Here is a 23860-nt window from a genome sequence, read left to right on the forward strand (position 1 = left end):
CTTCTGGTTGTTGTGTTGTATTATACTGTCTATTAACTTTCTTTTATCCAATTAGCCCTGTCCATCTGGTTAAAGGGCCAAGGTGCAGCGTTGTTCTCAATATTAGACATTGCATTATTTAAGTCTGTGGGTGCAGCGCTCTGCTCCATTACAAGATAACGTCTCATATCCATTATAATTGATAAAGGGCTAATATTTACAGGACAAACTTCTACGCAGGCATTACATGTTGTACATGCCCAAAGCTCTTCTCTTGTAATATAATCATCAAGTAATTGCTTACCATCATCTTTAAATTCGCCTTTATTTTTATCAATATTAGCTCCTATTTCTTCTATTCTGTCACGCGTATCCATCATGATCTTGCGCGGTGACAATTTCTTGCCGGTTTGATTTGCGGGACACTCACTTGTACAGCGCCCGCACTCTGTGCAGGTGTATGCGTTTAACAATTGTACCCAACTTAAATCCGTAGCATCACTTGCTCCAAATTTTTCTGGTTCTCCCTCATCTTCTGCCGGTGCTGCATAAGGATCTGCATCGGGATCCATCATGAGCATAACTTCATCTGTAACAGCCTGCAAGTTATCAAATTTTCCTAAAGGACTAAGTTTTGCAAAGTAGGTATTAGGAAACGCAAGCAGAATATGTAAATGTTTTGAATAGTATAAATAATTCAGGAAGAAAAATATACCGAGTATATGTAACCACCATGCACTTCTTTCTATCGTTACTAAAGTATTAGTAGAAGTCGCATCAAAAACAGAAGTTATAAACTGGCTAACAGGAAAAGCACCTACTGCGCCTTCCGCGGAAGCATAATGTTCTACCCCTCTTTCCTGCAACTGTTGATCTGCAGCATTCATGGTTAGAAAAAGTACCATGAGCACAACTTCAAAATAAAGAATAAGATTAGCATCTAGTTTTGGCCAGCCTTTAAGATCTGAATGCCAAAACCTTTTTATCCTAACTATATTTCTTCGTATCCAAAAGAGAATAACACCTACCAGAACAAGAAGAGCAAATATCTCGAAAGTAGCTATAAGAAAATCGTAAAAACCACCCAGGAAGCTGAAGATTCTGTGTGTACCAAATATGCCATCTATGATTATTTCCAGCACCTCAATATTAATGATCACGAAACCTAAATAAACCAGAACGTGAATAATGCCTGAGACAGGTCTTTTTACCATTTTATATTGCCCTAAAGCAATCTTTGCCATATTCTTCCATCGCAATGGCTTATTATCACTGCGATCTTCATCACGCCCAAGTTTAATATTGCGAATAAGTTTTCTAACATTAAACGCAAAGAAACCGCCAGCGGCTATAAAAGCAAGGAGAAAAAGAATATTAGGTAGGTAATGCATTTTTTCTATTTGAGAGAATCTTTTGGTTCTTCATATCCTCCCGGATTCTTCCCGAATACAGAAAAATGCACATAGCGTTTAGGATTAAGTTTAATATCCTGAAGCAATTCTTCCATCTGTTTTGTGGCTCTCTCAAGATTGACATACATCTGGTCATCGTTGATCAATTTACCAGCCGTACCCTCACCACGATCAAGTTTTGAAGAAATACTTTCAAAATCTGCAACTACTTTATCCAGATTGTCAACTACACGTTTAAACTCAACCTGAGATAGCGTATCGCTAATTTTGTTAAAATTAGTTGTGATCTCATCCAGATTTGTAAACGTACGATTAAGCTTATTGCTATTCTCAGATAACAGACCGTTAAGTGATTGAGAAGCATTTTTAAAAGCTACAGAAGTAGCGCTAATATTTGCGATTGCAACACGCAGATTTTCTCTTGTGTCTTTATCAAGAACATCGTTAACAGCCGTGAGCACAGAATCTGTATCACGTATTACCGCTTCAACCTTTTTCTGTAAAGGCGTAAGTCTATCATTTACAAGTTCAAAAATACCTTCATCTATCTGGCCGGTTAACGTATCGCCAGATTTAGCCATATTTCCCTTTTCATATACGGGTAAGATAGCCAGAGATTTTCCGCCTATAAGTCCGCCACCATATATTTGAGCGATACTGCTACTTGAGAATTGAAAATCGTCTTTAACATTAAAGGTTACCAGTAGGCGACCTGTGTTATCCAGAAAATCAATATCTGTAATTTTACCTACTTCAAAACCATTTATTGTAACATTAGAAGAAGGTGCAAGACCTTCTACATTATCGTACACAGCATAAAATGTGCGATCGTTATCTAATAAGTTTTGACCTTTTAAGAAGCTATACCCAAAAATAAGCAGGGCAATCGCAACAACGGCAAGCAAGCCCGTTTTAACCTCTCTTGATACCTTCAAAGCAATTTATTTAGGATTGGAAACAAATTTAGGAATTAATTTCTTTTAGTCTTCCCGACTTAATTTTAATTTAGGATATCCTTAACCGGTGTTTTTACCCCATTCTTAAAGGAAACTATATAGGCAGAGGTGTAACCCCTACTTTTTGCCTCCTCAAGTTTATTTTTTATTTCGCTATAATTAGGAGTAGAACCATAGTAATATTTATAAAGCTTACCCTCTTTAGCGCTACTTATACTATTAAGACCCTTAAAATTGTACGACTTTGTTGCTACATTTTTACTGCTTGCGGCAATTTGCACTTTAAACAGAACGTCTTTATATATAACATCATCTACTTCTACCGCCGGGACAATATCTGTTATGCCCAGAAAGTCATTAGAATCTACATTCTTCTTATAATCTTCAATAGCATTTGCAATTGCTCCTGCAATATCTGCCTGTCCCTTTTTACTATTTAGATACTTCCCTTCCTGATTGTTTGTGATAAAACCAGTCTCAACAAGTACACTAGGCATAACGGTTTGATGCAATACAATAAAACCTGCCTGCTTTACACTTCTGTCTTTTCTATTAAGCTTCTGTCTAAAATTATCCTGAATTAAACTTGCCAGCTGAATGCTTTGATCCAGATATTCTTCCTGCATTAAGGTAAGCCCAATAACAGATTCTGGCGAATTTATATCATATTGCGAGTACTTGTCCTTATAGTTATCTTCCAGAAAAATCACTTCATTCTCTGCCTTAGCAACTTCAAAATTGGTTTTATTCCTGTGAAGACCTAAAACATATGTTTCTGCACCAGATGCTTGTGAAGTATGAGCATTACAATGAATCGACACAAAAAGATCTGCTTTTGCCTTATTAGCTATCTCGCCACGCTTGAAGAGATCTACAAAAACGTCAGTCTTACGTGTATAGACTACTTTGATATCTTTTTCTCTCTCTAGTTCTTCTCCCACTTCTAAGGCTATTTTTAAAGCTATTTCTTTTTCTTTATAACCAGCTTTAGAAGGTTTACCGGGATCATGACCGCCATGGCCGGCATCTAGCACAACAATAAATTTATCGTTATCAGCATTTTGCGAATAAACTGTAGAATTAAGTGCAAGACTTAATAAGAGTATTAATACTATATTCAATATATTTTTCGTTCTCATATTTGGGTAACGCCAATTACAGGTATCATATTTTGTAAGCCTATTTTGATTACCTTTTTGAATTGCTTCCAAAAAATAGGTGTAATTTTGGCGTTTCTAATTAGTGACCTTTACTTTTACAAAAATAGTATTAATCGCATTGCAAACAAACTATCTAACAGTTCTGCTATCAATAATCGTTAGCCTGATTTGTTCGCTTCACGTTCTCGCACAGGATATTCCCAACAATGATGCCAGAACCATTACTCCTATTGACACTATCGCTTCTCCTAATGCGCTCACAACTCTCACTCAGGGCGAGCTAAAAGAAGGTATTACCATACAGGACACCGTTAAGAATGATACTATTGTAGGGCCACGGGAAACCCTAACAGATATTGTAAGCTACAGCGCTACAGATTACGCACGTTATGACAGGCGTACTCAAAAACTATTTCTTTACAATGAAGCGCAGGTAAATTATACAGATATAGAAATAACCGCAGGCGAAATTATTGTAGATAACAATACTAATACAGTTTTCGCCAAAGGAATTCTTGATACAACCGGCACTTATAACCAACCTCCTGTTTTTGTGCAAGGAGCAAATACAGTAGAACCAGATAGTATTAAATTCAACTTTAAAACACAAAAGGCACTTATATATGGTTCTAATACGCAACAGCAGGAATTTTATATAAAAAATCAGGTTAGCAAGCGCGTAAACGATTCGGTTGTATTTATGCAAAATGTGCGTTTTACAACGAGTAGCAATACTGAAGATCCAGAATATTATTTCTACGCAAGAAAGGTGAAATTCGTTCCGGGTAAAAAAATTGTGACCGGACTGGTAAATATGTTTATAGCAGATGTACCCACACCTTTAGGAGTTCCGTTTGCATATTTCCCTATGGAAAAAGAAACCAGTGTATCAGGTTTTATCTTGCCATCACCTGGTGAATCTAACGAGCGCGGATATTTCCTTCAAAATGGGGGATATTACTTCGCTTTAAGCGATTATTTTGATCTAACATTACAAGGTGATTATTATACAAACGGAAGCTACGGTTTGCGTGGAAGTACCAGCTATAGAAAGAGGTATAAATTTAATGGTAATATAAACGTGCGTTTTGAACGCTTGCTAACAAGTGAGCGTGGGCTGCCAGATTTTACTGAAGCTAACAATTACAACATACAGTGGTCGCATAGTCAGGATTCTAAATCAAGCCCCAATTCCAGATTTTCTGCTTCTGTTAACTTAGGGAGCAGTGATTTCTTCAGGCAGTCTGTGAATAGTAATAACATTGCAAACCGAATACAGAATAACTTTAGTTCTTCGGTCTCCTATTCAAAAACGTTTCAAACCGTACCACAGGTTAACCTTTCGCTTACAGCGACACACCAACAAAATTCGCAGACCAAAGTCATTAATATGACTTTGCCTACCGCACAACTAAGCGTTGACAGAATCTACCCTTTTGCCCCTAAAAACGGTACAAAGAAGGGAATAATCCAGAACATAAACCTTAACTACACCATGCGCGGTGAGAATAGGTTTGAAACTACAGATGAAGACTTTTTTACGGCTCAGATGTTCCGTGATGCAGAAATGGGAATTAGACATACCATACCTATAACCACTAACTTTAAATTGCTTAAAAATTTAAGTGTCTCTGCAAGTTCTAATTATCAGGAATCGTGGGTTTTTGAAACCTTGAAACCGCATTATGATCAAACCACTAATGCTACAGTTAATGACACTATTAACGGTTTTGACTCGTTTAGAACGTATAATGTTAGCGCCAGTGTAGGTACAACTCTTTACGGGGTATTCAATTTTGGCGCAGATAAGAAAATTCAAAAAATAAGACACGTTATAAAACCGTCTATATCATATAGCTACAACCCAGCTTTTGATCAATATTACGACACTTATTTAGCGCCGGAACTCAACAATCCTGATGGGCCTTTAACCCGTGAAATTGAATATTCGCGTTTTGACGGTGGTTTCTTTGGTGCGCCTAGTAATTTTAAATCAAGTGGTATAGGTATTAGCATAAATAACACTTTAGAAGCCAAAGTTAGGGATAAGGATAGCACGGCAACAGAACCTAAGAACATAACGCTGCTTAATAACTTTGCTATATCTACCAACTATAATTTTACTGCAGATAGCCTTAAATTAAGCCCAATATCTGTGCGTGGGTCGATACCTATATTACAAGAAAAATTAAGTATCAACTTCAACATGACGCTTGATCCTTATGCCCTAAACAATAACAACCGTCGTATTGACAAACTCAATATAGCTAATGGCGGTAGTCTTTTTAGACTTACTAATGCCAGTGCTAATTTTGGATACTCATTCTCTAGTAAAAACTTTAACAAGAAAACCGAAAATGATGATCCACTGGAAAATCAAACCTATAGAAATGGTGGGCGACCAGACAACCTTTTTGGTAAGGACATAGATGATATTAATGGCGAGTTTTATGAAGATGAAACCGGTCAGGATAAAGAAGATGATGTACCTCAGGAATTCTATAATTACTCGCTCCCCTGGAATTTACGTGTAAATTACAATGTGAATTATGGCAATAGTGGCAGGCAGAATAGTATTACATCTCATGCTGTGAACTTTAGTGGTGATGTAGAATTAGGCGAGCGGTGGTTTGTGGGAGTTTCATCTGGTTTAGATTTTACTAACCTTAGATTTACCCCTACTCAATTACGTTTTAGACGTGACCTGGAGAGTTTTAATATGACATTTAGCTGGACGCCATTTGGCACATATAGCTCCTGGAACTTCTTTATTGGTATTTCCAGCAGCGTGCTTAAAGATCTTAAATACGAGAAACGCAGATCTCCTGATCAACGTTTGTAAGTTTGCAATAACTAATTTAGCTTTCGCGAAAGCCAAAAAACTAACCATAACAAAATCACATTATGAAAAAAATCATATCTACACCTAATGCTCCTGCACCCATAGGACCTTATAATCAGGCCGTACTGGCAGGTGAAACTTTATTTATTAGTGGGCAAATACCACTTGATCCTTCTACCGGCGAACTCGTTAGCGGCGATATCGCCGAAGAAAGTAAAATGGTTATGAAGAATCTTGAAGCTATACTTACGGCCGCAGAGATGACTTTTGAAAACGTCGTAAAATCGTCTATTTTTTTGAGTGATATGAACGATTTTAGTGCTGTAAATGCCGTTTATGGCACTTACTTTAATGAAGAAACCGCTCCTGCAAGAGAAACGGTTCAAGTGGCAAATCTGCCAAAATTTGTAAATGTTGAAATTTCAATGATCGCAGTAAAATAACTGCTTAGATCATTATATAATTCTTATGATAAGCTACAAGGCCTTCTATAGGCCTTTTTAGTATTTTACCAATATTCAGGTCGTACTCTTTTAAAAGAGATTTTAATTCTTCCTGCAGGTAAAAAGCAATAGAACCTACAAAATGAACAGGCACTTCATGCGCTTGTTTAAACTGAAGGATCTGGTGTTCTATGAAAAGCTTTAGACCTTTTCTTATAAGTTTTTGGCAATATTCATGCTCTTTATTTGTGATTAAAAATCGGGCAAATTGAGCTAAATATGTGTTGGGATTAGGTTTTTTATAAAGATGGTTCTTAATTGTCTCTGCAGTAAGATCAAATTGCTTTGCAAATTCATAAGCAAGATCCTGCGGAATCTTATTGAAATGAAAATCTCTCAATAGCTGGCGACCATAATAATTACCACTGGCATCATCCATAAGAATGTAGCCTAATGAGGTTACCTTTTGCTCTATCTGCTCACCGTCATAAAAACTGCAGTTAGACCCTGTACCAATGATACAAACAATACCAGGCTCTCCCTTTTTAGTAGTAGCAAAAAGCGCTGCATAGGTATCTTCTTTAATATCTATTAATTCTGCTTTATCAAAAAAGTCTTTAAAAACATCTTTTATAAGTTGTTTTGGCTTTTCTGTACCACAACCTGCGCCATAAAAATAAACGTGAGTTGCCTCATGTCTGTGCTTATAAAGCTCGTAATTGTTAATAATACGCTCATTTAATATTTCTGCTGAAAGTACCTGCGGATTTAAACCTAAGGTTTGAGTTTGGAAGATCTGGTCTCCATCTTCACTCATAGCTATCCAGTCTGTCTTAGTCGACCCACTATCTACTACTAAAATCATAATTGAAATGTTTTATTTAGAAAACAACCCTTTTCAATTGTTATGAAAAGGGTTTATAAGCCTTGTAAACTACTATTATTATAGTTCGTTTACATATTCAGCAAGATCAACAAGCTTGTTTGAGTAACCAAACTCATTGTCATACCAAGATACGATCTTGAAGAATTTAGAATTTAATTCTATACCAGCACCTGCATCAAATATACTTGTACGTGCATCACCTATGAAATCCTGAGAAACAACATCTTCTTCAGTATAACCTAGAACACCTTTCATTTCGCCTTCAGAAGCCGCTTTAAAGGTCTTTTTAATATCCTCGTAGCTAGTTTCTTTCTCTAATCTTACTGTTAAATCTACCACAGAAACATCTGCTGTAGGAACACGGAAAGCCATACCGGTTAATTTACCTTTAAGTGCAGGTATAACTTTAGTTACAGCAACCGCTGCACCAGTACTTGCAGGTATAATGTTCAACATTGCTGAACGACCACCTCTCCAGTCTTTTTTAGAAGGACCATCTACTGTCATTTGTGTTGCAGTAGTTGCATGTACAGTTGTCATTAGAGCTTCTTCAATACCATAAGCATCGTTAAGAACTTTTGCTAAAGGAGCAAGACAGTTTGTTGTACAAGAAGCGTTAGATACTATATTTTGATCTGCTGTAACATCTTTATGGTTTACACCCATTACAAACATAGGTACATCTTTAGAAGGAGCCGAAATAACTACTTTCTTTGCGCCTGCCTGTAAGTGATAATCTGCAGTTTCCATAGAAGTGAAGATACCTGTACATTCTGCAACAACATCTGCACCTACTTCATCCCACTTTAAGTTTTTAGGATCACGTTCTGCTGTGATACGTACTGTTTTACCGTCAACGACAAGGTTGCCGTCTTTTACCTCTACAGTCCCGTCAAAGTGACCGTGTACAGAGTCATACTTTAGTAAATATGCAAGGTGTTCAACATCTAGTAAATCATTAATTGCAACTACATCAACATTATCACGTTTTACTGTAGCTCTAAAAACGATTCGTCCTATACGTCCAAAACCATTTATTCCTAATTTTAAATTTGCCATTTTCTATTTCTGTTAAATTATTATATAAATTATGTGGTCATAATTTCAGACACACGTATTAATTCCTTACTTATTTTAGATCCGCCTTTTATAGCTTTCTCTATGGGATAAAGTACCATCTCATCATGTTGAGTACCTACCATATAATTACTATGACCCTCAAGTAATGACTCTACAGCTTTTACACCCATTCTACTCGCCAGAACCCTGTCATAACATGAAGGTGAACCACCTCTTTGCATGTGACCCAGTACTGCAACACGTACATCATAACCTTCAAGATTATTATCTACATAATCTTTAAGTTCAAAAACATTTTTACCTGTTTTATCACCTTCGGCTACAAGAACTATACTTGAAGTTTTACCACTGCGTTTGCTATGATCTAGAGAATCAAGAAGACGTTCAAGACCCATATTAGCTTCAGGTATAAGAATCTCTTCTGCACCTGCACCTACACCGGCATTTAAAGCAATATGACCTACATCACGGCCCATAACCTCGACAAAGAAAAGTCTGTTATGAGAACTTGCTGTATCTCTAATTTTATCTATCGCTTCTACCGTAGTATTAAGAGCAGTATCATAACCTATTGTGCGATCTGTACCGCTAATATCATTATCTATAGTGCCCGGAATACCAATTACAGGGAAGCCATATTCCTGATTAAAAACAAGACCGCCGGTAAATGTCCCGTCACCTCCTATTAAAACCAAGGCATCTATACCTGCATTAGTCAGATTATCATGCGCTTTCTTACGCCCTTCAGGAGTTTTAAATTCCATAGAACGGGCAGACTTAAGAATTGTACCGCCACGATTAATAATATCTCTTACGCTACGGGCATTCATTACCTCAAAAGAACCATCTATTAGTCCTTCATAACCGCGATAAATACCTACGCATTCTACTTCATGATATGCACATGTACGAACCACAGATCTAACTGCAGCATTCATTCCTGGAGAATCACCACCGGAGGTCATAACTCCGATTTTTTTAATTTTTTTATTCATTTAGTATCAAATAAAGGATAAAAATATGAATTGATAAGCACTTTTCGGATTGATTCTAGACGAATTTGGAGCTTTTCATAATTTCAATCGTTTTCGTTAACAACTATTTTTTTTAAGCGTCAAAATTTAACGATTTGATAAGCAGAAAACCTCTTTTTGATAGATTGAAAATATGTAGTGGGTATAATTATGAAATCGATATTTCTACCCAATTTGGCTATTTGTATTCCGGGACACCATTATAAGGTATTTCTGAGTCTGGAGGTATTATTTTTATCTCCTCTTCTACCTCGCGCGCTTTGCCTTTGAAAATCTGATGAATAAGTTCTTTAAATGTGTTGAAATCTACAGAATATGTCAATCCTGTACCCTGCGTGTAGCCCTCATAATCACCACCTATAAATTGAATATCGTTTTGCCTGTTAAAAATAGTCGCTCGTAGCGTTCCTTCTTCATTTAATAAAAAGTTAACCTCTACATCACCTACAACTGCAGATTCACTTACACCACCTACAGGAACCCCCACTTTACCGTTTATAATCACACGGTTAGAAATTTGGGTAGAAAGTGTAAAACCAAAACGCCCTGATGTCTGCAGATCTGGACGGCGATCTCCTTGCACATAATCAAGACCTACGGTAAATTTGCTGTCATCGTCTGACAGGATATCGTTAAAGATACCAGAAGCTGTCTCAATAAGATTACCTGCTACAACAGCTTGCCCGTCAAGCGCGGTCTGGCTGTAGAATGAGCCCTGAGTTACCAGAGAGAAAGCCTGTAATTCACGTATCGAGCGATCATCTAATCTGTATGCCAATTCTGAAGTTACAATTGAGCTTGTATTAGGAAAATCAAAGTCAAAAGTTATATCTGGTTGTAATAGTTCGCCATCGAGATTTATGATCACATTTACCGGAATTTTGCGGTTAATTGACGGGTTTTCAAGCAAAATAGACGGGTTTGCCTGCGCTCTGTATACAGCGCTAATATCAAGAAGGGCTTTTTCTGGGCTGCCATCCCAGCTTATTTTTCCTTCGGGCATGATGTCAAATTGCTTTTGCACCACACCACTATATTTGAAGTTATAAGTCCCCTCGTACGGCGTAAAATCACCAAACATATTGAACTTTCCGTTTGTGTTTATTTGAATCAGGAGATACCCGGCACCTCGCCCTCGTAATGTACTGCCATTAACTTCGTCGACCACGATCTCAACTTCTGCATCACGAGTAACCTCAAGATCAAAATTGAGTTCCAGACCCTTTATATCCTTAACTATGATTTCTTCGCCGCCTAATCTCGCCTGCTTCTCTTCCGGACTTAAAAAGTAAATGGCGCTGCTGTCACCAAAAGATTCTGTATCGCTAAGCGGAATTTTAAATGTAGTTCCTTTCTCAGTTGTCGCCGTAACATCTATGACCAGTTCATCAGATGGTCCTGCAATTGTCGCATCACCACTTATAAAAGCTGTACCATAATACAGAGAAAATTCATCTTCTTGTGTATCTAAAACTAACAGCCTGTCTGTAGTCACACCCAGATCTAAATCCCAATTTGAAAACGCTTCATGCGAAATAGTACCAGTTAATTGACCTTCTGTTTTATATTTAACGTCTCGCAACTGCACATCATTAAACCTGAATTGCTGTTTATTTAATGTGACTCTGGCAGTGCCCTGAAAATCATAATCTGTATTTAGATAAGGTATTTTAATGCCAGCCTGCCGCAGTAATAATTCCCCATTTATATCGGGATTTTTGTAGTCTCCGGTGACCGTGGCTCTTCCGCTTGCTAAACCTCTAATATTGCTTATCACTTCACCACCCAGCGGACTAAATGCAGACAAATCAAGCTTGCGCAGCTGCACGTCCATATTAATAGCGGGATTATTGTTACTTACATTTATATCTCCTTTCGCGCTAAGCGATTCAAAACCATCATTAACAAGTTTTGTGTCAATATCATAACTTGTTAGCGTCTCATTACCTTCTATAGACAGATTAAGATTACCCAACAAGGTTTCATTTATACTAAATTGATCTATTGTTATTTTACTGTCAGGATAAAAGGCGCCGTCCTGCTGCAATAAATTGAGACCGCCATTTACAACACCAGATAGTTTTAAACTATCTATATAAGGCGTGATATGAGAAAGGCGAACGCTATTAAAGTTTGCTTTGAGATCTTTATAAGTAGAATCTTTAAGTTGCCCCATAAGGCTTATACGTTCCTGATCGTGAGACAGAATAAGCTCTTCAATATCTACATCCTGAAAATTGTTGTCAAAAACTATCCTGTTCTTATTATTGTCGTCTGCGTTGAGATACCACTGGTTGTCTTTAAACTTTATACCTGATTTTCTAAAACCTACTACAGAATTGTTATTTTCATTTATGGTATGGTAGAAACTAAGATCAAATCTGTCTTCTTCTTTATTACCTCCTTTAAATTCTGAACGCATAAAAAGCGTATCCTTTAGCGTAACATTAATTAGACTAAAGTCTGAAATACCATAAAGACCACTACCTATACTGTCTGCCTCGATATATGTATTAAAAAGCGGATTTTTATTATCCACGCGCACGTTTATAGCTTCGGCCAGAAAGCCAAATGCCTGGATTTTAGGAGACCTAAAGGTAAGTTTAAAATCAGAATCATCTGAAACTACACTTCCTCTTAAATAAGTATTGGGTTCAATTTTAATTTCAGGAACAAAAACCTCAACGATCTTGCTGTTTATCTGCAAATCAAAATCCATGAACTGATTACTCGTTATCGTTTCAGGCTCGTAATTTGCATATAGACTACCGATCGCATTTTTAAAAAGAGGAACAACATTCTCTATTTTAAAATTTCCCGATACCTCACCAGAAATAATATCAGGCGAATTAATATCTATAGTTCTTATGTTGTCATTAAAGAATGAAGTAATTCTAAAATCATCAAACGTATAGAGATCGTTCTCATTTTGAAAACTCGCATTGCTAAACTGAATACTGCCTGCGGCATCATCAATATTAGTGCCTTGCATATCCATAACCACGCGTCCTTTTAAAACAGCTAATGAATCTTTTAAAAAGTTTAATTTAGAGAAATCTACATAATCAATATCTGCTGTAAAATCGTAATTATTGATGGCGGCAGTAACATCTATAAGACCATTAAAATTAAGTCTTGCATTAGGATCATCTATTTGTAGTTGACCATCAAACAAAGGGTTTTGCAAATTCCCAGATACTGTTATGTTTTGATATGTATAACCGTTATAATTTGCCCTGCTTATCCTTCCGCGCACGCGTGTATTTAGTGTTTCCGGAGTAAAACCTTCACCGCTTACATTGAGATTAAACGAGGTGGCTCCCAATTTATTCACACCTAATAAACGGCCAATCAAGAATTTGTTTACCCGTATATCACCTACATAAGTAGCATTATCAATATCCTGAGTATTTTGAAGTTCAATATCAGTCTCAGCATACCCCAGAGCTGAATTTATATTTGATTTTACATATACAGAATTCTGAGTAATTATGGTATTGCCTTTTAAATTAACTACGCCCAGACGCACAAATTCTTTGGGTAAAGAATTGCCTAATATATTTGGTAAAAACCCGGTAAGATCAAAAAAATTGGTTTGTAACTGGCTAAAATCGCCTGTAATGGTGAAATTTTGGTCCTCACTCAATAAATCGACGAAATTAAAATCGCCTGTGATTTTGCTATTTCCTAATCCTTCTAAATCTAAATCAGCTAAAGCGAAATCATTGAGCGTGCCTTGCATATGCGTTTTTAACTGAACAGTTTTGTCTGCTCCAAACTCCTCATAAAATGGCTGAAGATCTGATGTGGAAATTAAAGATTCAGTAAGATCAAGATCAAAAACTACTTTATTATTAAAGTCTGAAAATGCATCATTAGAACTATCTAAAGAAATACTTCCTGTAAATTGAGAATTTACAGATTTCAGGATCATATTCTTAAGCACAATTTCATCAGGATCGTAATGAAAATCTGCTACCAGACCTCTCAATTTATAACCGCGTTTAGCATCAAATTGCAAATCATTCATCCTTGCCGATACAATATCACCATTGAGATTAAAATCATCTGCGTTTAGCGTAAGATTTTTAAAATCGGCAGCATCCGGATTTTCCAGATTTTCATCCTGAAATTTAAAATGGCTGTTTGTAAGCAGAATATTGCTTGAAGTGAGTTTAAAAGGTTCACCAGGAGGCTGATTGCCACTATTAAACTTTTTAGAGAAAATATAGAGGTTATCATTATCCTCTCCCTTGTATTTTTTAATGTAGAACTTGCCATGGTCAATGGCAACATCTCCTAAATTCATAGTTCCATTAATAAGCTGTCTAATGCTCAACAAACTCGTTTCTAAGTTTTGAGCATATATTAGTGTATCCTCATGATGGTCTGCAATATAGACTTGCTTAAGATCTACATAACCATTGTATTTAATTCTAACCTGATCTACAGATATTGAAGTTCTGTATTTTTTATTTAGAGAATTAGTAACCTTTTTAGCTATGAAGGTTTGCACCCCTGGAATGGAAAAAAATATTACAAGCAGGACAAAAAATCCTATTAATCCCAATAGGATTCTGCGTGATATTTTAGAGAATTTTTTGATAAGCTTTTAAGTTTTAACTTTGCCCCACTTGTGCTGTAAAAGTACATTAACAAATGCTATGCCTCTTGTTTATGCAAAAAAAAAACATCTACATTCTTGCTATAGAATCTTCTTGTGATGATACGGCTGCCGCTGTACTTCACAACGATAATACCCTTGCAAATGTTGTTGCCGGTCAGGAAGTTCATAAACAATATGGAGGCGTTGTGCCAGAGCTGGCTTCACGTGCTCACCAGCAAAATATTGTACCTGTTGTGCATCAGGCTTTACAACAGGCAGGAATTAAAAAAGAACAGCTAGATGCTATCGCTTTTACAAGTGGTCCCGGTTTAATGGGTTCATTACTTGTGGGCACTTCTTTTGCAAAATCACTGGCGATGGGTTTAAATATCCCGCTTATTGATGTAAATCACATGCAGGCTCATATTCTCGCACATTTTATTACAGAAGAAGGTCACGACAAACCTACTTTTCCTTTTCTCGCATTAACCATCTCCGGTGGGCATACACAAATTGTACGTGTTGATGATTATTTTAAAATGACTGTACTTGGGCAAACACTAGATGATGCGGTGGGAGAAGCTTTTGATAAGAGTGCTAAGATACTTGGTTTACCCTATCCTGGTGGACCACTTGTAGACAAATACGCTCAGGAAGGAAATCCTAAAGCCTATCCATTTACAAAACCAAAAGTGAGCGGATTAGATTTTAGCTTTAGTGGTTTAAAGACTGCTATTCTTTATTTCTACCAAAAAGAGATACAGAAAGATCCTGAATTTGTAGAGAAAAACTTAAAAGATATTTGCGCTTCCATTCAATACACAATTATCGAAATAATTTTAGACAAATTAAAAAAAGCAGTTAAACAAACCGGGATCAAACAAATAGCTATAGGCGGTGGAGTTTCCGCTAACAGCGGGATACGGAATGCGCTTAAAAAAGCAGAAAATAAATGGGGCTGGAAAACTTATGTTCCCAAATTTGAATACACTACAGATAATGCTGCCATGATTGGTATCGTAGGCTACTTAAAATATATACAGCCAGATTTTAAAGCAGCGCATTATGAAGAGAATAATGTTACAGCAAAAGCGCGTTTAAAGATATAGATATGCAATTATTTTACAACCCGGAAATTGCACCTACAGCAACAGAAATCATTCTGCCAAAGGATGAAAGCAAGCATATCATAAAAGTTCTGCGCAAGAAAACAGGAGATATTCTCGATCTCACTAACGGAAAGGGTCAATTTTTTAAAGCTGAAATCACTGACGCTAGTCCGTCGCGATGTGGAGCAAAAATTTTAGAGGTTATTGTAGAAAAGCCTTTACCATACAAATTGCATATGGCTGTGGCACCTACAAAACTTAATGATCGTTATGAGTGGTTTCTTGAGAAAGCTACAGAAATAGGTATTACAGAAATCACTCCTATAATTTGTGATCATAGCGAGCGCAAAGTCATAAAAGAAGATCGTTATGAACGTATCATTCAAAGTGCGATGAAACAATCTTTAAAAGCACACATTCCTCAACTTAACCCTCCAGTTTCCTTAAAAGAATTTATCCTTCAGCAGCATGATACAGATGCTCAAAAATTTATCGCGCATTGTGAAGAAACCAGAAAAGTGTCTTTAAAAAATACTATTTCTTCTAGCGAAATTATCATTTTAATAGGCCCGGAAGGCGATTTCTCTACTTCTGAGATCGATTTTTCGTTAAAAAATAATTACACACCTGTAACTTTAGGTAATAGTCGCTTACGCATCGAGACTGCTGCAGTTGCTGCTTGTCACACAATAGCACTTCATTTTGAATAGGGACTGTAAGATGTTAAGGTTCCTTAAAAATTTTTCATAAGCAACGGGTTTTTTATAATTTAAAGTTTGTTAAGATTATTCTAAAAGCTTTTAAATATTATAGAAATAGCCCCCATGTCTATTGCAACAGCTTCTATTAAAGACAGGTTTGTTAAGATATTAACTTCCTGTGATGAGATATTTGACTTCGTTCAGGAGTCATTTGATGGCATCTGTATGCAAGCTATACGCTCAAGTGACGAGTGTTATATAAATCCTGTTTTACAATCAAGATTACAACTTGAGTCTGATAATATTGATCCATTTTCTTTAGTTTCAAACACGTATAAAAATCGGCTTCAGGAACTAAGAAATCGGTCCCAGAGCGCAATTTCTCAAACTAAACTACAGTTTACATTAAAAAGTGGCCTGCCTCTTTTAATGAAGGTAAAAGTAATGCGGGTGGTAGATCCTGAAACTTTAGAACCTTTTCTTTTATTTGGTTTCAATATAAAATCTTCAACCTACCAGGTTAAGAAAAAAGAGTGGCAATATGTACAAAGTCTTCTAAAGTCTGAAAGAAGATTTAAATCACTGGTAGAAAATGCTACAGATGGTATTCTTATTATAAACACATCTAAACAGGTTTTGTTTGTATCTGAAGCTTTACAACGCATTTTAGGATATTCTGCACAGGAAATAAAAAGTCATTCTATAATAGATCTATGTCATCCTGAATACAGACATGTAGTAAGAGGTCAATTTGCAGAAAGTCTTGCAAATCCCGGTTTGGGAATACAGAAAAAAGCCAGTAAATGGCGACACAAAGACGGCAGCTGGCGCTGGATAGAAGGCTACTTTACTAATATGCTCAATGACACGGCTATAAACGGTGTCATTATCAATTTTAGAGATATTACTAAATTAATTGATGCCAGAAACACGCTGGTAAAACGCACTAAGCTTAAACGCTTGTTGATGAACATCTCTACACGCTACATCAATATTCCACTTGAGAAAGTTGAAAGCACAATAAGCGAATCTCTAAAAGATATTGGCAAATTTGTTGAGGCTGATCGTGTTTACATTTTTGATTATGATTTTGAAAGTGGCACGTGCACAAATACACACGAGTGGTGCGATGACGGGATTAGCGCAGAAATAGCATCAAACAAGAATCTGCCTTTAGAAATGTTTAACCAGCAATGGATCATAAACCATATCGCAGGAAAAAGCAATGCAATACACGATGTGTCTCTCTTAGAAAATATTGAGTTTAGAGAATTCCTTCAGAGTCAAAATATAAAAAGCTTATTAACCATACCACTTATGCAAGGCGAGAGTTGTGTGGGATTTGTAGGATTTGATTCAGTTAAAAGTATACGCCGTTATAATATCACAGAGGTAAATCTTTTAAATGTTTTCGCAGAAATGCTGGTTAATTTTAGAATGCGTATGGAAAATACCTGCAAACTAAAAAGGCTGCTCAATAAGGTGGAAAACCAGAATAGCACTTTAATGGATTTTTCATTTATCACTTCTCATAACCTGCGCTCTTCTGTCGCTAATATTATGGGTATCGTTGATCTCATAGACTATGAAAACGGCACTAATGAATTTGTTGAACTTTTACGCTCCAGCACAGACAGACTTAATAACACTTTGAAGAATATTAATCAATTAATTCATTTTGAAAATGAAGGTCTGGTAGAACCTACTCCTGTCAATCTAAAAAGGCTACTAAGTCAGGTAATAGAAAACAACAAAATGCTTGCAGCCTCACAACAGGCAAAATTTAATATATCCATTTCAGAAAATATTGAGGTAAAGACCATACCTGCTTATCTTGAAAGTATATTGCATAATATCATAAACAATGCTCTCAAGTATGGCGTTAATGCGCAGAATACAGACATTGATATTACTATTGAAAAACAAGATTGTGAGATAATAATTGAAATAACAGATCACGGCAGCGGAATAGATCTTAAAGAATATGGAAATAAATTATTTGATCTGGGCTCAAGATTTAGTACAAAGTCTGAAGGCGAAGGTCTGGGATTATTTATGAGCAAACGTCAAATAGAAGTTTTAGAAGGAAAACTGGAATTAAAAAGCAAACCTGAAAAAGGAACATCAGTTAAAATAACGCTTCATGCATGATATTAAAAATATCTTAGTTGTAGACGATGATAAAATATTTCTCGTTCTAGTTAGCAGATTACTTAAAACATTTTATCCCAAAACTACCATCACCTCTTGCCTCAATGGCCGTGAAGCTCTGGATTATCTTGATAAATCTACTCCTGATATAATCTTATTAGATATCAATATGCCAATAATGAACGGCTGGGAATTTATGAATAGATTACCATTGAAAAAGCAAGAAGATTTGTCAATCTTTATTGTATCGTCATCTATAGATCCCCGTGACCAGCGGTTAAGTAAAACAAATGTAAATATTGAAGGATTTATAGAAAAACCGTTAACACCAGAAAAATTGAAAAGAGTTTTAGGAGTGCATGCATCTAATACATAATACCCACGAGTAATTCTTTTAAAAGATCTCCCTGCGAAAGATTATAAGCACCCACACCTTTACTTTTTACATCTGCATCGCGTAGTAAATTAATTATATAGCTCACTTTTTTCATTGGGTAGTTACGTGATGCTGTAATATATTCACTAACGAAATAAGGATTTACACCCAAAGCTTTTGCCACCGAAGCTTTATCTGTACTTGGCAAACCATGATAGGTCAATAACTGCTGAAAGAAACCAAACAACAAAGCAATCGTTACCACCATGGGATTGTCTTTAGGATTTTGAGCAAAGTAATTAATGATACGGTGCGCTTTTAAAATATCTTTCTCTCCTACTGCTTTACGCAATTCAAAATTATTAAAGTCTTTACTTATCCCTATATTCTCTTCTATTACAAGGGGTGTAACGGTGCTGCCATCTGGCAAAATGAGCATCAGTTTTTCAAGTTCGTTATAGATCTTACTTAGGTCTGTGCCCAGAAATTCAACCAGCATATGCGCCGCTTTTGGCTCGACTACATAACCTTTACCGCTCATTACTCTGCGTATCCAGTCGCCTACCTGGTTCTCATATAAACGCTTGCTTTCAAAAACAACGCCGCTTTTCGCGATAAGCTTATAAACTTTTTTTCGCTTATCAAGCTTTTTGTATTTATAACAAATTACAAGAACAGTGCTCGTTTGGGGATTTGCGGCATAAGATTCCAGTTTATCAATATCTCTTGACAAAGCCTGCGCTTCTTTAACGATGACCACCTGTCGCTCTGCCATCATAGGATATCTTTTTGCCTGCGAGACTATATCTTCAATAGTAACATCACGGCCGTAAAGCACTACCTGATTAAATCCTTTTTCTTCCTCGCTAAGGAGGTTTTTGTCTATGTAGGCCGATATTTGATCAATATAGTACGATTCTTCACCCATTAGAAAATAGATGGGTTTAATGTTACCATTTTTAATATCTGAAACTATCCTTTTTACTTCTTCCACAAAGACTTTAGTATTTATAAACGTGTAGAGCTATTAGCTTTTGGGAAAATTTGCCCCGGTTGATTACCTTTGATGCGATGCAAGAATTAAACTTTCCCCGTTATACTTTTCGGTTCAAAAATAGCGAAAATAAACCGTTCATTTTTGATCCTATTCGCAAAAAGTTCGTTCGCTTAACGCCGGAAGAATGGGTGCGACAGCATACTTTAAACTATTTGATCAATCAATACAATTACCCGCTTTCTCTCATAAATGTAGAAAAGGAAATGCGTTTACACGGAACCAAAAAACGTTATGACATCGTTGTTTTTAATAGTAACGGCAGCATCAATATTATAGTTGAATGCAAAGCGCCGCAGGTGCCGGTAACCCAAACTACTTTTGACCAGATCGCTCGTTATAACCTGGCATTAGAATCTACTTATCTCATGGTTACAAATGGCCTAGAACATTATTATTGCCTGCTGGACTATAAGCAGGAAAAATATGTTTTTTTAAAAGAAATTCCGGCTTATTGCCCTTAATTTGCAGCAGTGAAAACAGCTATCGCAATACTAAACTGGAACGGTAAAGACCTTCTTGAAAAATTTCTACCATCAGTAATTTTACATAGTGAGCAACTTGCCAGTATCTATGTTATAGATAATGCATCTACAGATGATTCGGTTGACTTTGTTGCCAAAAACTTCCCAACAGTTCATATTATAAAAAATGCTGAAAACGGTGGTTACGCAAAAGGCTACAACGACGGTCTGGCAAATATCGCTGCAGATTTGTTCATTCTGCTAAATAATGATGTTGAAGTTACTCCTAATTGGCTTGCCCCCATTATTTATGCGTTTGAAGCAGATAGTAATCTGGGAGTAGCGCAACCTAAACTTCTGGATTACAACAAAAAAGATCATTTTGAATATGCCGGAGCTGCGGGCGGATTTATAGATGCGCTAGGTTATCCCTACTGCCGGGGCCGCATATTTGAAACGGTAGAACAAGATTCTGGTCAATATGATGATAATGCCGCTATTTTTTGGGCAAGTGGGGCGGTTTTTGCCATCCGCAGGGAGGTTTTTTATGAAGCTGGTAAGTTTGACGAGCTTTATTTTGCCCATCAGGAAGAAATTGACCTGTGCTGGAGAATAAAAAATCTGGGCTATTCTATTCATTATATTGGTTCTAGCCATGTTTACCATGTGGGTGGTGCGACACTCGATACTATGAACCCAAAAAAGACGTTTTATAATTTTAGAAATTCATTGTTTAACCTGGCAAAAAATACTGCCAGCAATAAAATATGGCTTACAATATTAGGAAGACTTATACTAGACGGTTTTGCCGGAATTAAATTTCTAGCGGGAGGTAAATCACAACATTTTTTAGCTATACTAAAAGCACACTATAGTTTTTATTGTACCTTACCTCACCTGCTAAAGTCGAGAAAGAGGCTTAAGCAAGCAACCAGCTATTATCATTGTAAATCAATAGTGTGGCAATACTTTGTTTTGAAAAAAAAGTACTTTTTTGACGTGAAATAAAGTTAACTTAAATTTTTGTTAAGGAAATATTGTTAAATTTGATTTTTAATACATTTAACCGCTAATTTTTAGAATTGAAATAACTTAAACTATGAGAAAATTAATGATGATTTCGGCCTCTGCGCTGATCTTACTTTCCTCTTGCGTATCGCAGAAGAAATACGCTGCTTTAGAGGCTAAACAGAAAGAAACACAGGATATGCTTAATTCGGCTACTGTTAAACTCAATGCTTGTCTTGATCAAAAAGATAGTGAGACAAAAACATTGCGTGAGCAAATCGCAGATTTAAGACAAACTAACCGAGATCTTATTGACACACAAGGTAATCTAACCACATTATCTGCAAAAGGAGCTGAAAACCTTGAGCGCTCTTTAGAATCTATGCGTGAAAAAGATCTTCAGATCAAAACTTTCCGTGATGCTTTAAACAAGAAAGATTCTGTAACTCTTGCACTTGTTACAAGCTTAAAAGGTGCAATAGGCAATCTTAACGATGAAGACATAGAGATCAATGTAGAAAAAGGTGTTGTTTATGTATCTATTTCAGATAAACTTTTATTCAACAGTGGTCGTTGGGATGTTACAAGCCGTGCTAAAGAAGTACTAGGTAAAGTAGCGACTGTAGTAAAAAATAAGCCAGATATCGAGTTTATGGTAGAAGGTCATACAGATAACAAATCTATAAGCACTAACGTGATTCAGGATAACTGGGACCTTAGTGTAAAACGTGCTACTTCTGTTGTACGCATCTTGCAAGACGATTTTGGTGTGCCACCAGAACGTATGGTAGCAGCTGGTAGAAGTTACTATGTTCCTGTTGCTAGCAATGACACTGCAGAAGGTCGCGCCCGTAACCGTAGAACACGTATTGTAGTTCTTCCTAAACTTGATCAGTTCTATCAAATGATAGAAGATGGTATGCCTAAAGCAGCCAACTAAAAAACTGTCTTAAAAACTTAAAAACCCGGTCTAGACCGGGTTTTTTTATGTTCTATTATCTTGTATAAGCTCAAAAGGTTACGACTCATAAATCTTATTTTAACGGCAGCCACTTTAGATCAAACTCTTAAAGTGATTAATGCTTCCTTATAAAGTTAATGAGCCTTTCCCTTCACGCAACAAAACAGGTTCTCCAGAAGTAAGATCTATTACAGTAGAAGGCACATTGTCGCCATAACCTCCATCTACAACTGCATCTACAAGGTTATCCCACTTCTCAAGAATCAATTCTGGGTCTGTAGTATATTCTATAAGTTCATCTTCATCATAAATGGAAGTTGAGATTATTGGGTTGCCAAGCTCTTTTACGATAGCGCGCGCTATATTATTATCTGGCACACGTATACCCACCGTTTTCTTTTTTTTAAAAACAGTAGGCAAATTATTATTTCCCGGTAATATAAAAGTGTAAGGCCCAGGCAACGCTCTTTTTAAAATTTTAAATGTAGCTGAGTCTATTTGCTTTACGTAGTCTGAAAGATTGCTCAGGTCTTCACATATAAACGAGAACTGCGCCTTCTCAAGTTTCACCCCTTTTATCTGGGCGACACGCTCAAGAGCTCTGTTACTGGTAATATCGCAACCCAGCCCATAAACTGTATCTGTAGGATAAATAATTATCCCATCATTGCGTAAAACATCAACAATCCTCTTGATTTCTTTTGCACTGGGATTTTCTTCGTAAACTTTAATAAATTGAGCCATCTTATACTTTTTCTACTTCACTCTCAAGTTTTAGAACGTGCGCGCCATCTTCCTGTTCTATGTAAAGCGCTTTATTGTTCTTAGTACCCTCTCGTGAAATTTCACTTCCTTTAATGATCTTTGTGACCTTTTTTGTAAAAGTAGATACAACTTTACCTGCTGCTGTACCGTTGCCCCACTTCCACTTAATGTGGCTTCCTTTTCTAATCATTTTTAGCTTAAAAATAAAAGCTATTTCGCTTAAAGCGAAAGGTTTTACAGAAGATTAACTTAAACCTGCGCAAAACAGTAGTTTAGCTATTCAATATTCAGCTTGTATTTTGTCAACAAACCAGGAAGTCCATCACGTGAGAAAGTCGCTTGCTTAATATTATTAAGTTCAGGATCTATACTAAAACCGTAAGCTGATCTAAGATCTGCTTTGTGTAAATTAGTTTCTTCAAAAGAAGCACCGGTAAGATTACAGTCGGCCAGATCAACACCGCTCAAATTGCATTGTGTAAAATCTACTTCTCTTAAACTACAGTTATTAAATGAAGAGGTTGACATGTTTAATTGATAAAAAGAACTAAAGTCTAACATGCAATTATCAAAACTAAAAGCCAGTAAAAAAGTGCTGCAACCATTAAACTTTAATCCCAGCATTTTACAATCCTGAAATGTAGCATCCTGAAAAGAAGTGTCGCGCAGCATGGCGTTGCTCAAATTACACGCAAGAAAGGTGCAGTTTAAAAAACTTACTCCGTTTAATTTACTTTCAGAAAAATTACAGTTTATAAAAGTGCACTCTTCATAGTCATTATCGACTTTTTGAGCACTAAAATCTAATTCCTGAAATTCTTCATTATAAAGCAGATTTTTCATACTAAAAGACCGATTTTTTAAGGTTTTAAA

The 23860-nt window shown here is 36.4% G+C and carries 20 protein-coding genes; 9 read left to right on the plus strand and 11 right to left on the minus strand.

The genetic code is table 11. The annotated features are described in order from the left end of the window. Positions 1-32 precede the first annotated feature (32 nt). The 3 genes from ACH3O9_RS02300 to ACH3O9_RS02310 all read right to left on the minus strand — a co-directional run bounded on the left by ACH3O9_RS02300 (position 33) and on the right by ACH3O9_RS02310 (position 3486). Positions 33-1370: a 4Fe-4S dicluster domain-containing protein gene (locus ACH3O9_RS02300; RefSeq protein ID WP_416443977.1), complete on the minus strand. Its 1338-nt coding sequence runs from the start codon at positions 1368-1370 to the stop codon at positions 33-35. 5 nt (positions 1371-1375) lie between these two features. Then, on the minus strand, positions 1376-2326 hold the full coding sequence (locus ACH3O9_RS02305; protein WP_416443979.1) for an MlaD family protein: 951 nt from the start codon (positions 2324-2326) through the stop codon (positions 1376-1378). Between the two features lie 65 nt (positions 2327-2391). Continuing rightward, positions 2392-3486, minus strand: coding sequence for an N-acetylmuramoyl-L-alanine amidase family protein (locus tag ACH3O9_RS02310; protein ID WP_416443981.1), 1095 nt, complete (start codon positions 3484-3486; stop codon positions 2392-2394). A 139-nt stretch (positions 3487-3625) separates the two neighbouring features. On the opposite strand from ACH3O9_RS02310, the gene ACH3O9_RS02315 reads away from it, so the two are divergent. Both ACH3O9_RS02315 and ACH3O9_RS02320 read left to right on the plus strand, forming a co-directional pair. Beyond that, the gene (locus ACH3O9_RS02315) at positions 3626-6349 is read left to right on the plus strand and encodes a putative LPS assembly protein LptD (protein ID WP_416443983.1); all 2724 of its coding nucleotides are present in this window, start codon (positions 3626-3628) and stop codon (positions 6347-6349) included. A 62-nt stretch (positions 6350-6411) separates the two neighbouring features. Continuing rightward, complete coding sequence (locus tag ACH3O9_RS02320; RefSeq protein ID WP_416443985.1) at positions 6412-6792, plus strand: RidA family protein; 381 nt, start codon at positions 6412-6414, stop codon at positions 6790-6792. A gap of 4 nt (positions 6793-6796) precedes the next feature. On the opposite strand, the gene ACH3O9_RS02325 is transcribed toward ACH3O9_RS02320, so the two are convergent. From ACH3O9_RS02325 to ACH3O9_RS02340, 4 genes are all read right to left on the minus strand, one after another. After that, the gene (locus ACH3O9_RS02325; protein WP_416443987.1) at positions 6797-7657 is read right to left on the minus strand and encodes an N-acetylglucosamine kinase; all 861 of its coding nucleotides are present in this window, start codon (positions 7655-7657) and stop codon (positions 6797-6799) included. Between the two features lie 78 nt (positions 7658-7735). Continuing rightward, positions 7736-8737, minus strand: coding sequence for a type I glyceraldehyde-3-phosphate dehydrogenase (gene gap, locus ACH3O9_RS02330; protein ID WP_416443989.1), 1002 nt, complete (start codon positions 8735-8737; stop codon positions 7736-7738). A 29-nt stretch (positions 8738-8766) separates the two neighbouring features. After that, positions 8767-9753, minus strand: a complete 987-nt coding sequence (gene pfkA, locus ACH3O9_RS02335) for a 6-phosphofructokinase (RefSeq protein WP_416443991.1) — start codon at positions 9751-9753, stop codon at positions 8767-8769. 217 nt (positions 9754-9970) lie between these two features. Then, a complete protein-coding gene (locus tag ACH3O9_RS02340) occupies positions 9971-14308 on the minus strand; it encodes a translocation/assembly module TamB domain-containing protein (protein WP_416443993.1) in 4338 nt (1445 codons plus the stop codon). Positions 14309-14469: 161 nt separating this feature from the next. Between ACH3O9_RS02340 and tsaD the strand changes: the two genes are divergently transcribed. The 4 genes from tsaD to ACH3O9_RS02360 all read left to right on the plus strand — a co-directional run bounded on the left by tsaD (position 14470) and on the right by ACH3O9_RS02360 (position 18735). Continuing rightward, positions 14470-15507 carry a tRNA (adenosine(37)-N6)-threonylcarbamoyltransferase complex transferase subunit TsaD gene (gene tsaD / locus ACH3O9_RS02345; RefSeq protein WP_416443996.1) on the plus strand — a complete coding sequence of 346 codons (1038 nt, stop codon included), beginning with the start codon at positions 14470-14472 and terminating at the stop codon, positions 15505-15507. A gap of 2 nt (positions 15508-15509) precedes the next feature. After that, positions 15510-16217 carry a 16S rRNA (uracil(1498)-N(3))-methyltransferase gene (locus ACH3O9_RS02350; protein ID WP_416443998.1) on the plus strand — a complete coding sequence of 236 codons (708 nt, stop codon included), beginning with the start codon at positions 15510-15512 and terminating at the stop codon, positions 16215-16217. A gap of 114 nt (positions 16218-16331) precedes the next feature. Beyond that, positions 16332-18359 (plus strand): PAS domain S-box protein, encoded by a 2028-nt coding sequence (locus ACH3O9_RS02355; RefSeq protein ID WP_416444000.1) that lies wholly within the window; start codon positions 16332-16334, stop codon positions 18357-18359. Continuing rightward, entirely contained in the window at positions 18352-18735 is a 384-nt protein-coding gene (locus ACH3O9_RS02360) for a response regulator (protein ID WP_416444002.1), read from the plus strand. Before ACH3O9_RS02355 ends, ACH3O9_RS02360 begins: the two co-directional genes overlap by 8 nt. Here the strand turns inward: ACH3O9_RS02360 and holA are convergent. Further along, entirely contained in the window at positions 18725-19729 is a 1005-nt protein-coding gene (gene holA / locus ACH3O9_RS02365) for a DNA polymerase III subunit delta (protein ID WP_416444004.1), read from the minus strand. The two genes, ACH3O9_RS02360 and holA, sit on opposite strands and share 11 nt — an antisense overlap. A gap of 77 nt (positions 19730-19806) precedes the next feature. On the opposite strand from holA, the gene ACH3O9_RS02370 reads away from it, so the two are divergent. The 3 genes from ACH3O9_RS02370 to ACH3O9_RS02380 all read left to right on the plus strand — a co-directional run bounded on the left by ACH3O9_RS02370 (position 19807) and on the right by ACH3O9_RS02380 (position 22201). Then, positions 19807-20253, plus strand: coding sequence for a type I restriction enzyme HsdR N-terminal domain-containing protein (locus ACH3O9_RS02370; RefSeq protein ID WP_416444006.1), 447 nt, complete (start codon positions 19807-19809; stop codon positions 20251-20253). A gap of 9 nt (positions 20254-20262) precedes the next feature. Continuing rightward, positions 20263-21261: a glycosyltransferase family 2 protein gene (locus ACH3O9_RS02375; protein WP_416444008.1), complete on the plus strand. Its 999-nt coding sequence runs from the start codon at positions 20263-20265 to the stop codon at positions 21259-21261. Between the two features lie 91 nt (positions 21262-21352). Continuing rightward, positions 21353-22201, plus strand: a complete 849-nt coding sequence (locus ACH3O9_RS02380) for an OmpA/MotB family protein (RefSeq protein ID WP_416444010.1) — start codon at positions 21353-21355, stop codon at positions 22199-22201. Positions 22202-22348: 147 nt separating this feature from the next. Here the strand turns inward: ACH3O9_RS02380 and ACH3O9_RS02385 are convergent, their stop codons facing one another. The 3 genes from ACH3O9_RS02385 to ACH3O9_RS02395 form a co-directional block, all read right to left on the minus strand. Further along, positions 22349-22966 carry an L-threonylcarbamoyladenylate synthase gene (locus tag ACH3O9_RS02385; protein ID WP_416444012.1) on the minus strand — a complete coding sequence of 206 codons (618 nt, stop codon included), beginning with the start codon at positions 22964-22966 and terminating at the stop codon, positions 22349-22351. 1 nt (position 22967) lies between these two features. Next, positions 22968-23177 (minus strand): DUF2945 domain-containing protein, encoded by a 210-nt coding sequence (locus tag ACH3O9_RS02390; protein WP_416444014.1) that lies wholly within the window; start codon positions 23175-23177, stop codon positions 22968-22970. 86 nt (positions 23178-23263) lie between these two features. Beyond that, on the minus strand, positions 23264-23830 hold the full coding sequence (locus ACH3O9_RS02395) for a pentapeptide repeat-containing protein (protein WP_416444016.1): 567 nt from the start codon (positions 23828-23830) through the stop codon (positions 23264-23266). Positions 23831-23860: the final 30 nt, after the last annotated feature.

This window comes from Leeuwenhoekiella sp. A16 (genome assembly GCF_047946675.1).
Classification (GTDB): domain Bacteria; phylum Bacteroidota; class Bacteroidia; order Flavobacteriales; family Flavobacteriaceae; genus Leeuwenhoekiella.

Coding starts and splice junctions, on each gene's coding strand:
- ACH3O9_RS02300 (WP_416443977.1), bottom strand. CDS start 1,370: ATGCATTACCTACCTAATATTCTTTTTCTCCTTGCTTTTATAGCCGCT.
- ACH3O9_RS02310 (WP_416443981.1), bottom strand. CDS start 3,486: ATGAGAACGAAAAATATATTGAATATAGTATTAATACTCTTATTAAGT.
- ACH3O9_RS02320 (WP_416443985.1), top strand. CDS start 6,412: ATGAAAAAAATCATATCTACACCTAATGCTCCTGCACCCATAGGACCT.
- ACH3O9_RS02325 (WP_416443987.1), bottom strand. CDS start 7,657: ATGATTTTAGTAGTAGATAGTGGGTCGACTAAGACAGACTGGATAGCT.
- gap (WP_416443989.1), bottom strand. CDS start 8,737: ATGGCAAATTTAAAATTAGGAATAAATGGTTTTGGACGTATAGGACGA.
- pfkA (WP_416443991.1), bottom strand. CDS start 9,753: ATGAATAAAAAAATTAAAAAAATCGGAGTTATGACCTCCGGTGGTGAT.
- tsaD (WP_416443996.1), top strand. CDS start 14,470: ATGCAAAAAAAAAACATCTACATTCTTGCTATAGAATCTTCTTGTGAT.
- ACH3O9_RS02350 (WP_416443998.1), top strand. CDS start 15,510: ATGCAATTATTTTACAACCCGGAAATTGCACCTACAGCAACAGAAATC.
- ACH3O9_RS02355 (WP_416444000.1), top strand. CDS start 16,332: ATGTCTATTGCAACAGCTTCTATTAAAGACAGGTTTGTTAAGATATTA.
- ACH3O9_RS02360 (WP_416444002.1), top strand. CDS start 18,352: ATGCATGATATTAAAAATATCTTAGTTGTAGACGATGATAAAATATTT.
- ACH3O9_RS02370 (WP_416444006.1), top strand. CDS start 19,807: ATGCAAGAATTAAACTTTCCCCGTTATACTTTTCGGTTCAAAAATAGC.
- ACH3O9_RS02380 (WP_416444010.1), top strand. CDS start 21,353: ATGAGAAAATTAATGATGATTTCGGCCTCTGCGCTGATCTTACTTTCC.
- ACH3O9_RS02385 (WP_416444012.1), bottom strand. CDS start 22,966: ATGGCTCAATTTATTAAAGTTTACGAAGAAAATCCCAGTGCAAAAGAA.
- ACH3O9_RS02390 (WP_416444014.1), bottom strand. CDS start 23,177: ATGATTAGAAAAGGAAGCCACATTAAGTGGAAGTGGGGCAACGGTACA.
- ACH3O9_RS02395 (WP_416444016.1), bottom strand. CDS start 23,830: ATGAAAAATCTGCTTTATAATGAAGAATTTCAGGAATTAGATTTTAGT.